Origin of the sequence: Pseudomonas sp. (genome assembly GCF_030698175.1) — a bacterium.
Lineage (GTDB): Bacteria > Pseudomonadota > Gammaproteobacteria > Pseudomonadales > Pseudomonadaceae > Aquipseudomonas.
Genome location: NZ_JAUYNT010000029.1, coordinates 250,624 through 264,023, shown reverse-complemented (window position 1 = coordinate 264,023; position 13,400 = coordinate 250,624). Strand labels below are relative to the sequence as shown.

Sequence of the window (13,400 nt, the reverse complement as noted above, 5' to 3'; positions counted from 1 at the left end):
GCTAGGGATTGGTGCACTCCGAAAACGCCCTTGCCCCCGGTTTCTTTGCCGCAGGCCGTGGGGGATGAGCCCAATCCAGGAGCCCCGTTATGAGTTCAACCGTCGTGTTTACCAAGGTCTCACCGCTGGATGCGCTGCAGCGCTGGCTGCCCAAGCTGGTGCTGGCGCCGAGCATGTTGATCGTGTTGGTTGGCTTCTACGGCTACATCCTCTGGACCTTCCTGCTGTCATTTACCAGTTCGCGCTTTATGCCCAGCTACCAGTGGGTCGGCTTGCAGCAGTACGAGCGGCTGCTGGACAACGACCGTTGGTGGGTGGCGAGCAAGAACCTGATGGTCTTTGGTGGCCTGTTTATCGGCATCAGTCTGGTGGTCGGCGTGCTGCTGGCGGTATTGCTGGATCAGCGCATTCGCCGTGAAGGCTTTATCCGCACCATTTTGCTCTATCCCATGGCGCTGTCGATGATCGTCACCGGCACCGCCTGGAAGTGGCTGCTCAACCCCGGCCTGGGTATCGACAAGATGCTCCGCGACTGGGGTTGGGAGGGCTTTCGGTTCGACTGGTTGGTGGACCCGGATCGGGTGGTTTACTGCCTGGTGATCGCCGCCGTGTGGCAGGCCTCGGGCTTTGTGATGGCGCTGTTTTTGGCGGGGTTAAGAGGCGTCGATCAGTCGATCATCCGCGCCGCCCAGGTGGATGGCGCCAGTTTGCCGAATATCTACCTGCGTATCGTTTTGCCGAGCCTCGGCCCGGTGTTCTTCAGTGCGCTGATGATCCTTTCGCACATCGCCATCAAGAGCTTCGACCTGGTTGCCTCGATGACCGCCGGCGGTCCCGGCTACGCCTCCGATCTGCCGGCGATGTTTATGTATGCACACACCTTCACCCGCGGCCAGATGGGCCTCGGCGCCGCCAGTGCGATCCTTATGCTCGGCGCGGTGCTGGCGATCCTGGTGCCGTATCTGTACTCCGAACTGCGAGGCAAACGCCATGACTAGTCTTGTCGGCAAATCCCCGATCCGCCTGAGCCGGTTGGCGATCTACGCCACCTTGCTGGCAGCCTGCGCGGTCTACCTGATCCCGCTGCTGATCATGCTGTTGACCAGCTTCAAGAGCCCGGACGACATCCGCAGCGGCAACCTGTTGTCCTGGCCCGAGGTGTTTACCGCCATCGGCTGGCTGACGGCCTGGGACAGTGTCGGCGGCTACTTCTGGAACTCAGTGAAGATCACCGTCCCGGCGGTGCTGATCTCCACCGTGGTCGGTGCGCTGAACGGCTATGTGCTGGCCATGTGGCGCTTCCGTGGCTCGCAGCTGTTCTTCGGCCTGCTGCTGTTTGGCTGCTTCCTGCCGTTCCAGGTGGTGCTGCTGCCGGCGTCCTTTACCCTCGGCCATCTCGGCCTGGCCAATACCACCAGCGGCCTGGTGCTGGTGCATGTGGTCTACGGCCTGGCCTTCACCACGCTGTTCTTTCGCAACTACTACGTCAGCGTGCCGGACGCTCTGGTGCGCGCCGCGCGGCTGGATGGGGCGGGGTTCTTCACCATCTTCGGGCGCATCCTGCTGCCCATGTCGACCCCGATCATCATGGTCTGCTTGATCTGGCAGTTCACCCAGGTCTGGAACGACTTCCTCTTCGGTGTGGTGTTCGCCAGTGGCGACACCCAGCCGATCACCGTGGCCCTCAATAACCTGGTCAACACCAGCACCGGGGCCAAGCAATACAACGTCGACATGGCCGCGGCGATGATCGCCGGGCTGCCCACCCTGGTCGTTTACATCCTGGCTGGTAAGTACTTCCTGCGCGGCCTAACCGCCGGCGCCGTCAAAGGTTGAAAGCTGCTGCGCTCGGTCATGCAGCGTTGGAATCCGGCTCGCCTGACCTTCGCTCGCGACGCTTCAACGATATTGGAGAGATGAAATGGCAACGCTCGAACTGCGCAACGTCAACAAGTCCTACGGCAGCGGCCTGGCGGACACTTTGAAAAATATCGACATCCAGATCGATTCCGGCGAGTTTCTGATTCTCGTCGGGCCGTCTGGCTGCGGTAAATCCACTCTGATGAACTGCATCGCCGGGCTGGAAGAAATCAGCGCTGGCGAGATCTTGGTGGATGGCGCCGATATCAGCGGCATGAGTCCCAAAGATCGCGACATCGCCATGGTCTTCCAGTCCTATGCGCTGTACCCGACCATGACGGTGCACGGCAACATCGCCTTCGGCCTGAAGATGCGCAAGATGGCACCGGCAGCGATCGAGGCGGAGGTCGCGCGGGTGGCCAAACTGCTGCAGATCGAGCACTTGCTGGCGCGCAAGCCCGGCCAGCTTTCCGGTGGCCAGCAGCAGCGGGTGGCCATGGGTCGGGCATTGGCGCGGCGGCCGAAGATCTACCTGTTCGACGAGCCGCTGTCCAACCTCGACGCCAAGTTGCGCGTGGAGATGCGCACCGAAATCAAGTTAATGCACCAGCGCTTGAAGACCACCACGGTCTACGTCACCCACGACCAGATCGAGGCCATGACCCTCGGCGACAAAGTGGCGGTGATGAAGGACGGCATCATCCAGCAGTTCGGCACCCCGCAGCAGATCTACAACGACCCGGCCAATCTGTTCGTGGCGAGCTTTATCGGTTCGCCACCGATGAACTTCATCCCCCTGCGTTTGCAGCGTCGCGACGGCCAGCTGTGGGCGCTGCTCGACAGTGGTCAGGCGCGCTGCGAGTTGCCGCTGGGGCTGATGGAGGACGGCTTCGAGAGCCGCGAAGTGATCCTCGGGATTCGTCCGGAGCAGATCCAGGTGGCGCCTGCCGGTAGCAGTCTGTTGCCGTCGATCCGCGCCGAGGTGCAAGTCACCGAGCCCACCGGACCGGACACCCTGGTGTTCGTCGAACTCAACCAGACCAAGGTCTGCTGCCGTATGGCCCCGGACGCTGCGCCGCAGGTGGGGCAAACCCTGGAGCTGCAATTCGATCCGAGCAAGGTGCTGCTGTTCGATGCGCAAAGCGGCGAGCGCCTGCTGGCAGGGCAAGCCCGCAGTGCTGAGCGTACGGCCAAGGTCGCGCAGTTCAAGGGGCGCTAAACGAAGTTGCAAACAAGCAGTCGCTTCGGGGTGTGCCTGTCGTATCCGCGCCCCAGAGCCCTGTGTCATGAGCGGTTAAAAAATAAAAACAATAATTGAGAGGATTGGATATGAGAGCAGCAACGAGTCTCGGCCTGGCGTTGTCCCTGGGCTACCTGGTGTTACCTCATACGGCGCAGGCCGTGGAGTTCACGGGTTATGTGCGCAGTGGCGCAGGCAGTGCGGAAAACGGCGGCTCGCAAAGCTGCTTCCAGTTGCCCGGCGCCCAGTCGAAGTACCGCTTGGGTAACGAGTGCGAGCAGTACATGGAGCTGGATCTGCGTCAGGATTTGCTCACCCTCGACGACGGTTCGGTACTCAGCGTCGAAGGCATGGCGCAGCTGTACAACGAGTATGGCCACACGCCGAAATTCACCGGCGACTACGGCTTCGCGCGGATGAACCAGATGTACGCCGAGTGGAGCAAGATGCCGGCCTTAAATGGTGGCTCGTTGTGGGCGGGGCGGCGGTTCTACAAGCGCAACGACATCCATATCTCCGACTTCTTTTACTGGAACCAGAGCGCCACCGGCTTCGGTGTCGACGAGATGGTGATCGGTGACCTGAAGTACAGCTATGTGTTCTCGCGCAAGGACAGCTACGACCAGAAACCCTATATCAACCGGCAGGATTTCAACGTCGGCGGCTTCCAGACCAACCCCGGCGGCGAACTGGAACTGGGCGTCAGCTACATCGACAAGCCCGACAGCACGGACGCGCACAGCGGCTGGGCGGTGACCGCGCAGCATGTGCAGGACGAGTTTCTGGGCGGCATTAATACCCTGGCCCTGCAATATGGCGAGGGCCCTGGTACGGGCCTGGGTTACACCGGCGACCCGACCCTGGACGCCAATGCCAAGAGCTGGCGTGCGGTGGAGTTCTTCGATTGGCAGATCACCCCGCGTCTCGGTGGTCAGGTCGAGGTGGTTTACCAAAAGGACACTCGCGTCGATGGCGCCGACCAGAATTGGCTGTCGGTGGGCGGGCGCAGCAGTTATGCCTTCACCGATCAGTTCAAGCTGGTCGGCGAGCTGGGTCGCGATCAGGTCGAGGCCGCAGGCGGCACCCGCAAGCTGACTAAATTCACCGTGGCGCCGACTTGGTCGCCGGCCGGTCCGGGCTTCTGGGCACGTCCAGAGCTGCGCCTGTATTACACCTATGCCAACTGGAACAAGGCGGCGCAGCGTGCCGCCAGTGAACTGGCGGCGGGCTCGGCGTTGTCCGATAGCGGCGCCTTCGACACCGCGCGGCATGGTTCCAACGTCGGCGTGCAGGTTGAGTACTGGTGGAAATAAGGCGGCTTGAAACTGTGTTTTGGCCGGGTTTTGCGTGCTGTCTAGCGCACTAGCCTGGCTCTTCATCGCTCGGGTAGCGGCTGGCGTTGAGGCTTTCCTTGATCTTGCGCAGGTGTGGCTGGAAGTCCACGCCGCGGCGCAGAGTCACCCCGGTGGCAAGGACGTCGAGCACGGTGAGCTGAATGATCCGCGAGGTCATCGGCATATAGATGTCGGTGTCCTCAGGCAGTGGGATGTCCAGGCTCAGGGTGCTGGCTTTGGCCAGGGGCGAGCCGGCGGCGGTCAGGCCGAGCACCGAGGCGCCGTTCTGCCGGGCCAGGCGCGCGACCTCCACCAGTTCGCGGGTGCGGCCGGTGTAGGAAATGATCACAAAGAGGTCGCCGGTGTGGGCCACCGAAGCCAGCATGCGCTGCATCAGCACATCGGAATGGGCGGATACCGCAAGGTTGAAGCGAAAGAATTTGTGCTGGGCATCCAGGGCCACCGAGGCCGAGGCGCCGAGGCCGAAGAAGTGGATCTGCCGGGCCTGGATCAGCAGATCGACGGCGCGGCTGATCAGTTGCGGGTCGAGGCTCTGGCAGGCGCTGTCCAGGGAGGTGATGGCACTGCCGAAGATTTTGCGGGTATAGGCCTCGGGGCCGTCGTCGGCTTCCACCGCGCGGCTCACGTAGGCGGCGCCGCTGGCCAGGCTTTGGGCCAGCTGCATCTTCAGTTCTGGGTAGCCGTTGACGCCGAATGCGCGGCAGAAGCGATTGACTGTCGGCTCGCTGACCTGCGCGGCCTGGGCTAACGCTGCGATGCTGAAGCGGGTGGCTTCCTGCGGGCCGCGCAGAATCACTTCGGCAACCTTGCGTTCGGCCTTGCTCAGCTCTTCGAGGCGGTTCTGGATCTGCTCCAGAAGATTTCGCACGCGGTCCATCTCTCGTCCTTAGGTCGGGGGGGTGCCTATCGTACTGAGGGTGCCCGGTTGCGGCCAGATGAATATGTGGATTGCATAAATATTGTTGTTATTACTACATAAATTTAGTGATTGCGGCTAATATCCCCACTGAAAGCTAATTTTGATAGAGGAATTGATATCATGGCTTCAACCGCTGTCGAGCCCTGTGCCTTCGCCCTGTTCGGGGCCCTGGGTGATCTGGCGCTGCGCAAGCTGTTTCCTGCTCTCTATCAGCTGGATCGTGCCGGCCTGCTGCATGCCGAGACGCGTATCCTCGCCCTGGCCCGCGAGAGCGACGAGCCTGCCACACACCTGGCGGCCATCGGCGAGCACCTGCAGCGTCATGTACCGGCTAGCGAGATCGATGCGGCGGTCATGCAGCGTTTTATGGCGCGTCTGGACTACCGGTCGATGGATTTCCTCCAGGCGGCGGACTACCCCGCACTGGCAGACAGGCTGGGCCCGGTGGAGCGACTCATCGCCTACTTCGCAACGCCCGCCTCGGTGTACGGGGCGATTTGCGCCGGGCTGGCGCAGAGCGGCTTGGCGGAGCGCACCCGGGTGGTGCTGGAGAAACCCATCGGCCACGACCTGGGCTCTTCCCGCGAGGTGAACGATGCGGTGGCGCTGCACTTCCCGGAGAACCGCACCTACCGGATCGATCACTACCTGGGCAAGGAGACGGTGCAGAACCTGATCGCCCTGCGCTTCGCCAACAGCCTGTTCGAGACCCAGTGGAACCAGAATCATATTTCCCATGTGGAGATCACCGTGGCCGAGCAGGTGGGTATCGAGGGCCGCTGGGGCTACTTCGACCAGGCCGGCCAGCTGCGCGACATGATCCAGAATCACCTGCTGCAGCTGCTCTGCCTGATCGCCATGGACCCGCCCAGCGACCTTTCGGCCGACAGCATTCGCGACGAGAAGGTCAAGGTGCTCAAGGCGCTGGCGCCGATCACCGCCGAGCAACTGGGACAACAGGTGGTGCGCGGCCAGTACATCGCCGGCGGCATCCTCGGCAAGTCGGTGCCGGGCTACTTGGAGGAGGACAACGCCAACGCCCAGAGCGACACCGAGACCTTCGTCGCCCTGCGCGCGGAAATCCGCAACTGGCGCTGGTCCGGCGTGCCCTTTTACCTGCGCACCGGCAAGCGCATGCCGCAGAAGCTGTCGCAGATCGTCATCCACTTCAAGGAGGCGCCGCATTACATCTTCTCCCCGGAGCAGCGCCCGCTGATCAGCAATCGCCTGATCATCCGCCTGCAACCGGACGAGGGCATCTCCCTGCAGGTAATGACCAAGGACCAGGGCCTGGACAAGGGCATGCAACTGCGCAGCCGCCCGTTGCAGTTGAGCTTTTCCGATAGCCACGGCTCACGGATTCCAGACGCCTACGAGCGATTGTTGCTGGAAGTCATGAAAGGCAACCAAAACCTCTTCGTGCGCAAGGACGAGATCGAGTACGCCTGGAAATGGTGCGATCAGCTGATCGCCGGCTGGCAGCGCCAAGGCGACTCGCCCAAGCCCTATGCGGCGGGCACCTGGGGGCCGATGGCGGCGATGGCATTGATCACCCGCGATGGCCGGAGCTGGTATGGCGATCTGTAATCTCGACCTGCCGGTGCAGGTCAGCGGGCTCAGCCTGAGCGGCCCCGAGCAACTCGCCGAGGAACTGGCACTGACGGTGGCCCAGGCCTTGCGCACGGCCATCGAGGCGCGGGGCAGGGCGTCCCTGGTGCTGTCCGGCGGGCGTAGTCCGATTGCCTTCTTCGAGCGCCTGTCCGGCCAGGAGTTGGACTGGTCGCGGGTGGTCGTGAGCCTGGCGGACGAGCGCTGGGTTGCGCTCAGCCATGCCGACAGCAACGAGGGGCTGGTGCGCCGTCATCTGCTGCGCGGCAACGCCGCCAGGGCAGGTTTTATCGGTCTGTATCGGCCGGCGCAGAACCTGGATGAGGCGGCGCAGCGGGCGGACCAGGCGTTGGCCGAACTGCCACAGCCCATCGACGTGTTGGTGCTGGGCATGGGCGAGGACGGCCACACCGCCTCGCTGTTCCCGAGCAGCCCGAACCTTGCGTCGGCGCTGAGCCCCGACTGCCGGCAGCGTTGCCTGCCGATGCAGGCCCCGACCGCGCCCCGGCAGCGCCTGAGCATGCCGCTGGCGTTGCTCGCCGGCGCCCGCCTGACGCTGCTGGCCATACAGGGCCAGGCCAAGCTGGCGACCCTGAGCGAAGCGCTCGCTGGCGAGGATCTGGCGCAGATGCCAATTCGCGCCTTTTTCCTTCATCCCCTCGAGATTTACTGGTGCCCATAAGCCCTAAGGATCAGCCGATATGACCAACATCCAGAACCACCGGGTGGCAGACCGTGGGGCCGTGCCGAGCATGGCCGAGAAGATCGCCCTGATCGACCAGCTCTGCGAGCGGGCGCGCATCCTTCCCGTCATCACCATCGAGCGTGAGGCGGACATCTTGCCACTGGCCGACGCCCTGGCCGCGGGCGGCCTGCACACGCTGGAAATCACCCTGCGCTCGGAGCACGGCCTGACCGCCATCCGCCTGTTGCGCGAGCAGCGCCCGCAATTGTGCATCGGTGCCGGCACGGTGCTCGACCTGCAGATGCTGGCCGCTGCCGAGGCCGCCGGGGCGCAGTTTATCGTCACTCCCGGCTGCACCACCGAACTGCTGCAGGCCGGCGTGCAAAGCCCGCTGCCGCTGCTGCCGGGGATCAGCAGTGCCTCGGAAATCATGCTCGGCTACGCCCTGGGTTATCGCCGCTTCAAGCTTTTCCCGGCTGAGATCAGTGGCGGCGTCGCGGCACTCAAGGCCCTCGGCGGCCCGTTCGCCAGCGTCCGTTTCTGCCCGACCGGGGGCGTCAACGCGAGTAATGTGCAGAGCTACATGGCGCTGCCCAATGTGATGTGCGTGGGCGGCACCTGGATGATGGGCAGCAACTGGATACGCCAGGGCGACTGGCAGCGCATCGCCGCCTGCAGCGCTGAGGCCCTGGCCAACCTCGACGCCTGAAAGGATCGACCGCTCCACCATCACCCGTTCGTTTCAGAGGGATAAGTAATGACCCACGACAAGAACCTCGACAGCCTGTTTCCTACTGCCGCCGAGATCCCCGAGCGTTATCGCCTGGGCGAACCCATCGAACAGCGCGAGTACCTGGTGAACGGCGCACTGCTGCGCTGGGACGGGCCGCTGGCTAAGGTGCGCAGCCCGATCTTCCTCGCCACCGAGCGGGGCGACGAGCAGGTGGTGCTCGGCAGCACGCCGCTGCTCGATGCCGGCGCCGCACTGACCGCGCTGGACGCTGCGGTGCAGGCCTACGATCACGGCCGGGGCGCCTGGCCGACCCTGCGTGTGGCCGAGCGGATTCAGCATGTCGAGGCCTTCCTGGCCCGCATGCGCGAGCAGCGCGAGGTGGTGGTTAAACTGCTGATGTGGGAGATCGGTAAGAACCTCAAGGATTCAGAGAAGGAGTTCGACCGCACCTGCGACTACATGGTCGACACCATCGAGGCGCTGAAAGAACTGGATCGCCACTCCAGCCGCTTCGAGCTGGAGCAGGGCACCCTCGGCCAGATCCGCCGCGTGCCGCTGGGCGTGGCACTGTGCATGGGCCCCTACAACTACCCGCTGAACGAGACCTTCACCACACTGATTCCGGCGTTGATCATGGGCAACACCGTGGTCTTCAAACCGGCCAAACTCGGTGTGCTGCTGATCCGCCCGCTGCTCGAAGCCTTCCGCGACAGCTTTCCGCCGGGGGTGATCAACATCATCTACGGCCGTGGCCGCGACACCGTCAGCGCGCTGATGGCCAGTGGCAAGGTCGACGTGTTCGCCTTTATCGGCACCAACAAAGGCGCCAGCGACCTGAAGAAGCTGCACCCGCGGCCGCACCGCCTGCGCGCGGCGCTGGGCCTGGATGCGAAGAACCCCGGAATCGTGCTGCCCCAGGTCGACCTAGATAACGCGGTCAGCGAGGCCATCACCGGCGCGCTGTCGTTCAACGGCCAGCGCTGCACGGCGCTGAAAATCCTCTTCGTCCACGAGCAGGTGCTGCAACCCTTCCTCGACAAATTTTGCGCCAAGCTGGCCGCGCTCAAGCAAGGCATGCCCTGGGAGGAGGGCGTGGCGCTGACGCCATTGCCGGAGCCCGGCAAGGTCGACTACCTCAATACGCTGCTGGCGGACGCCGTCGCCAAAGGCGCGCGGGTGGTCAACCCAGGTGGCGGCACACACCGCGAAAGCTTCTTCTACCCGGCCGTGCTGAGCCCGATGAGTAGCGAGATGCGCCTCTATCACGAAGAGCAGTTCGGCCCACTGATCCCGGTGGTGCCGTACCGCGAGCTGGAGGAGGTGATCGACTATGTGCTGCATTCCGACTACGGCCAGCAGCTGAGCATCTTCGGCAACAACTCCAAGGAAGTGGGTCGGCTGGTGGATGCCTTCGCCAACCAGGTCGGCCGTATCAACATCAATGCGCAGTGCCAGCGCGGTCCCGATACCTTCCCCTTCAACGGCCGCAAGAATTCGGCCGAAGGAACGCTCTCGGTGCATGACGCGCTGCGCGTGTTCTCCATCCGCACCCTGGTGGCGACCAAGTTCCAGGCGAACAACCAAGCGCTGATCAGCGAGATCATCCGCAACCGGGAGTCGAGCTTTATCACCACCGACTACATCTTCTGACAGGCTGCTAGGACAAAGTCAGGACAAGTCCGGCCATAGAGCTTTCTCACCATGCTGGTGTCGTTGTGACCAAGCTGGCGCGCAGCTGAGCCGGAAAACTATTCGATAGGTTCGTAGGGTAACCCGACGTAGTTTTCCGCGATGGTCTTGCGCCCGGCCTCGGAGCCGACGAAGTAGTCCAGTTCGGTCTGCTGCATGCGTTGGCTGAAGGCATCGGTGCCGGGGAATTTGTGCAGCATCGAAGTCATCCACCAGGAAAATCGCTCGGCTTTCCAGATGCGCTTCAGGCATATCGATGAGTAGCGCTCGAGCAGATCCGTGCGGCCTTCGCGATAGACCTTGAGCAGGATGCGATACAGCGTGCTGACATCGCTGGCGGCCAAGTTCAGGCCCTTGGCACCGGTGGGCGGAACTATGTGCGCGGCATCGCCGACCAAAAACAGGTGGCCGTACTGCATCGGCTCGACCACGTAACTGCGCAGCGGTGCGATGCTCTTTTCGAGCGACGGGCCAGTGATCAGGCGGGCGGCGGTTGCGGCCGGCAGGCGGCTTTTCAGCTCGTCCCAGAAACGCTGATCGGACCAGTCCTCGACCTTCTCCTCGCTGCCGACCTGCACGTAGTAACGGGTGCGGGTTGGCGAGCGCATGCTGCACAGGGCGAAGCCGCGTTCGTGGTTGGCGTAGATCAGTTCCTCGTTGACCGGCGGCGTGTCGGCCAGCACCCCCAGCCAGCCGAACGGATAGACCCGCTCGAACTCCTTGAGTACGCCCTGTGGGATCGATTGTCGGGAGATGCCGTGGAAGCCGTCGCAGCCGGCGATGTGCTCGCAATCCAGGCGCACGGTCTCGTCATTGAGGGTGAAGGTCAGGTAAGGCTTCTCGCCTTTGAGTTCGTGCAGCAGCACGTCTGGCACGCTGTACAAAGTGGTGGCGCCGCTGGCTTGGCGGGCTTCCATCAGATCGCGGGTGACTTCGGTCTGGCCGTAGATCATTACGGTCTTGCCACCGGTCAGTTGCTTCAGGTCGATGCGCTCAAGGCGGCCGTCGAAGGCCAGCTCGAAGCCGTCATGCACCAGCCCTTCGCGGTCCATGCGTTCACTCACGCCGGCTTCGCGCAGCAGGTCGACCATGCCCTGTTCCAGTACGCCAGCACGGATGCGGCTGAGCACGTAATCGGGGCTCTGGCGTTCGATGATCACGTTGTCGATGCCAGCCTGGTGCAGCAACTGACCGAGCAGCAGGCCGGACGGGCCAGCGCCGATGATGGCGACTTGAGTCTTCATTGTTATTGTCCTTAAGGAGCTTGGTGATGATCTCGCGGGTTCTGTCTTGGTTTGAAGTGCCTGTATTTTTGGTGGATAGCTGTCGCCTTTGAAGGCACTATCTGATTATCTTTCTGGATTTTTCGAGGATTTGTCTGTCATGCATAAAGGACCCGCCAGCGCCGTGCCGGTGTTCAAGCTGTATGGTGAGACGGCGGTCTGGCCGACTCCGGATCTACTGCATTGCGAGTCGATTGCCGAGCGCAGTCACCGGCACGACTGGGAGATCAAGCCGCACCGGCACAGCGATCTGGTGCAGCTGTTGTATGTGCAGAGCGGCACCGCCGAGCTGGAAGTGGAGGGCGTGGTGCATCGGGTGCAGCAGGCCTCGTTGCAGGTGGTGCCGGCGCTCAGCGTGCATGGTTTTCGGTTTTCTCAGGACGTGCAAGGTCATGTGCTGAGCCTGGCACTGCCGCTGGTGGAGCAGCTCGGTGCGCTGCTCGAGCACCGGCCATTGGCGCGCGCCGCCTGTTATCCGGTGGCGGGGCAGCAGCGTTATCTGGATACCCTGTTTGACTCCATCGCCCAGGAGTACAGCGCGCAGCAGCCGGGACGCGAGCTGATGCTGCAGTCGCTGATCAGCGCGCTGCTGGTGTGGGTTGGGCGCCGCTCGCTGGACCTCACGCGGGCCGAGGCCCAGGTGCAGGATCGCGGCCGTGAACATCTGCAGGGTTTCACTCGGCGACTGGAAACACAGTTTCGCGAGCACCTGCCAATCGAGCACTACGCCACCGAGCTGGGCATCAGCGCCGCGCACCTGAATGCCCTGTGTCGACGTCTGGCCGGCCAGTCGGCGCTGCAGATGATCAATCAGCGTCTGCTGCTAGAGGCCAAGCGCAGCCTGGTCTACACCGCCATGACCATCAATCAGGTGGCGGATAGCTTGGGGTTTTCCGAGCCGGCGTATTTCTCGCGGTTTTTCAAACGCGGTACCGGGCAGTCGCCGAAGGACTTCCGCTTGCAGCGTTAGGGTCATAACCATTTGGTTGGCTATCGGGTCGCTCAGCGTTAGTCTTGCAGACGTTCCCTTTAACGCGCAGAGCCACCGTGAATATCGATACCCGGATCAAGTTTCGTCATCTTGTGTGCTTTCTCGAAGTGGCGCGCCAAGGCACTTTGGCGCGGGCGGCCAGCAAGCTGGCGGTGAGCCAGCCGGCGATCTCGAAAACCCTCAAGGAGCTGGAAGAGTTGCTCACCGCCAGCCTGTTCGCGCGCAGCAAAACCGGCGTCAGCTTGACCGAAGCCGGGGTGGCGTTTATGCGTTACGCCGGCCCTTGCGTGCAGGCGCTGCGCGATGGGGTGAACAGCCTGCGTGAGGCGCAATATGCCTCGGGCACCTTGCGCCTGGGGGTGCTCTCGACCGTGGAGAGTCTGCTGATTCCCGAGGTGGTGCGCCGCCTGCACGAGCGCCATCCGGCACTGGTGGCTAGTGTGATCACCGGACCCAGCGCCTATCTGCTGTCTCAGTTGCATGTCGGCGAGCTGGACCTGGTGGTCGGGCGGATGACCGACAGTCCGCAGATTCAGGGCCTGACCTTCGAGCACCTGTACAGCGAGTCGATGACCCTGGTGGCGCGCGCCGGGCACCCGCTGCTGTCGGCACCGCTGCTGCGTGAACAGTTGCAGGACTATCCGCTGGTGTTGCCATTGGCTGGCACCACCATCCGCAAGTATGCCGATGCGCTGTTCGTGCAATGCGGCATCCGCCAGCCGCGCCAGCGTCTGGAGACCTTGTCGCTGGCCCTGAGTCGGCGCTATGTGCAGACCAGCGAGGCGTTGTGGATCGCGCCCTTCGATGCGGTGCAGCTGGATTTGCGCCGCGGCGAGCTGGTCGAACTCGACTTGGGGATCCGCGAGCCAGGGGGCTCGGTGGGTATCTGCAGCAACCCGAGCCTGCCGTTGTCGCTGGCCGGGCACTGGTGTGTCGAGGTACTGCGAGAACTGGGACAGGCCTACCGCGAGGGTGCCTTTCCATAGTGGCAGCGACAGCGCTTTTCGTAGGATGGGTTGAGCTTGCGATACCCATCA

The 13,400-nt window shown here is 63.2% G+C and carries 12 protein-coding genes; 10 read left to right on the top strand and 2 right to left on the bottom strand.

The features are described 5' to 3' along the window. The first annotated feature begins 89 nt into the window (after nt 1-89). The 4 genes from Q8R10_RS16525 to Q8R10_RS16510 all read left to right on the top strand — a co-directional run bounded on the left by Q8R10_RS16525 (nt 90) and on the right by Q8R10_RS16510 (nt 4,413). Nucleotides 90-998 carry a carbohydrate ABC transporter permease gene (locus Q8R10_RS16525; protein ID WP_305654941.1) on the top strand — a complete coding sequence of 303 codons (909 nt, stop codon included), beginning with the start codon at nt 90-92 and terminating at the stop codon, nt 996-998. Then, the gene (locus tag Q8R10_RS16520) at nt 991-1,836 is read left to right on the top strand and encodes a carbohydrate ABC transporter permease (RefSeq protein WP_305654940.1); all 846 of its coding nucleotides are present in this window, start codon (nt 991-993) and stop codon (nt 1,834-1,836) included. The genes Q8R10_RS16525 and Q8R10_RS16520 overlap by 8 nt, the downstream gene beginning before the upstream one ends. Before the next feature lie 85 nt (nt 1,837-1,921). Continuing rightward, on the top strand, nt 1,922-3,079 hold the full coding sequence (locus Q8R10_RS16515) for an ABC transporter ATP-binding protein (RefSeq protein ID WP_305654939.1): 1,158 nt from the start codon (nt 1,922-1,924) through the stop codon (nt 3,077-3,079). Nucleotides 3,080-3,189: 110 nt separating this feature from the next. Continuing rightward, entirely contained in the window at nt 3,190-4,413 is a 1,224-nt protein-coding gene (locus Q8R10_RS16510) for a carbohydrate porin (RefSeq protein ID WP_305654938.1), read from the top strand. Between the two features lie 49 nt (nt 4,414-4,462). Here Q8R10_RS16510 and Q8R10_RS16505 read toward each other — a convergent pair whose 3' ends face one another. Continuing rightward, nucleotides 4,463-5,323, bottom strand: a complete 861-nt coding sequence (locus Q8R10_RS16505; RefSeq protein ID WP_305655144.1) for a MurR/RpiR family transcriptional regulator — start codon at nt 5,321-5,323, stop codon at nt 4,463-4,465. Nucleotides 5,324-5,494: 171 nt separating this feature from the next. Between Q8R10_RS16505 and zwf the strand changes: the two genes are divergently transcribed. The 4 genes from zwf to Q8R10_RS16485 are packed head-to-tail and all read left to right on the top strand — an operon-like array spanning nt 5,495 to nt 10,050. After that, nucleotides 5,495-6,961 carry a glucose-6-phosphate dehydrogenase gene (gene zwf / locus Q8R10_RS16500; RefSeq protein ID WP_305654937.1) on the top strand — a complete coding sequence of 489 codons (1,467 nt, stop codon included), beginning with the start codon at nt 5,495-5,497 and terminating at the stop codon, nt 6,959-6,961. Next, complete coding sequence (pgl, locus tag Q8R10_RS16495) at nt 6,948-7,664, top strand: 6-phosphogluconolactonase (protein ID WP_305654936.1); 717 nt, start codon at nt 6,948-6,950, stop codon at nt 7,662-7,664. The genes zwf and pgl overlap by 14 nt, the downstream gene beginning before the upstream one ends. 19 nt (nt 7,665-7,683) lie before the next feature. Next, entirely contained in the window at nt 7,684-8,376 is a 693-nt protein-coding gene (locus tag Q8R10_RS16490) for a bifunctional 4-hydroxy-2-oxoglutarate aldolase/2-dehydro-3-deoxy-phosphogluconate aldolase (RefSeq protein WP_305654935.1), read from the top strand. Nucleotides 8,377-8,424: 48 nt separating this feature from the next. Next, on the top strand, nt 8,425-10,050 hold the full coding sequence (locus tag Q8R10_RS16485) for an NADP-dependent glyceraldehyde-3-phosphate dehydrogenase (protein WP_305654934.1): 1,626 nt from the start codon (nt 8,425-8,427) through the stop codon (nt 10,048-10,050). Nucleotides 10,051-10,148: 98 nt separating this feature from the next. Here Q8R10_RS16485 and pobA read toward each other — a convergent pair whose 3' ends face one another. After that, a complete protein-coding gene (pobA, locus tag Q8R10_RS16480) occupies nt 10,149-11,333 on the bottom strand; it encodes a 4-hydroxybenzoate 3-monooxygenase (protein WP_305654933.1) in 1,185 nt (394 codons plus the stop codon). A gap of 139 nt (nt 11,334-11,472) precedes the next feature. On the opposite strand from pobA, the gene Q8R10_RS16475 reads away from it, so the two are divergent. Continuing rightward, entirely contained in the window at nt 11,473-12,342 is an 870-nt protein-coding gene (locus Q8R10_RS16475; protein WP_305654932.1) for a helix-turn-helix domain-containing protein, read from the top strand. A 77-nt stretch (nt 12,343-12,419) separates the two neighbouring features. Then, on the top strand, nt 12,420-13,349 hold the full coding sequence (gene pcaQ / locus Q8R10_RS16470; RefSeq protein WP_305654931.1) for a pca operon transcription factor PcaQ: 930 nt from the start codon (nt 12,420-12,422) through the stop codon (nt 13,347-13,349). The last annotated feature ends 51 nt before the right edge of the window (nt 13,350-13,400 follow it).

Coding starts and splice junctions, on each gene's coding strand:
- Q8R10_RS16520 (WP_305654940.1), top strand. CDS start 991: ATGACTAGTCTTGTCGGCAAATCCCCGATCCGCCTGAGCCGGTTGGCG.
- Q8R10_RS16490 (WP_305654935.1), top strand. CDS start 7,684: ATGACCAACATCCAGAACCACCGGGTGGCAGACCGTGGGGCCGTGCCG.
- Q8R10_RS16510 (WP_305654938.1), top strand. CDS start 3,190: ATGAGAGCAGCAACGAGTCTCGGCCTGGCGTTGTCCCTGGGCTACCTG.
- pobA (WP_305654933.1), bottom strand. CDS start 11,333: ATGAAGACTCAAGTCGCCATCATCGGCGCTGGCCCGTCCGGCCTGCTG.
- zwf (WP_305654937.1), top strand. CDS start 5,495: ATGGCTTCAACCGCTGTCGAGCCCTGTGCCTTCGCCCTGTTCGGGGCC.
- pgl (WP_305654936.1), top strand. CDS start 6,948: ATGGCGATCTGTAATCTCGACCTGCCGGTGCAGGTCAGCGGGCTCAGC.
- Q8R10_RS16475 (WP_305654932.1), top strand. CDS start 11,473: ATGCATAAAGGACCCGCCAGCGCCGTGCCGGTGTTCAAGCTGTATGGT.
- Q8R10_RS16485 (WP_305654934.1), top strand. CDS start 8,425: ATGACCCACGACAAGAACCTCGACAGCCTGTTTCCTACTGCCGCCGAG.
- Q8R10_RS16515 (WP_305654939.1), top strand. CDS start 1,922: ATGGCAACGCTCGAACTGCGCAACGTCAACAAGTCCTACGGCAGCGGC.
- Q8R10_RS16525 (WP_305654941.1), top strand. CDS start 90: ATGAGTTCAACCGTCGTGTTTACCAAGGTCTCACCGCTGGATGCGCTG.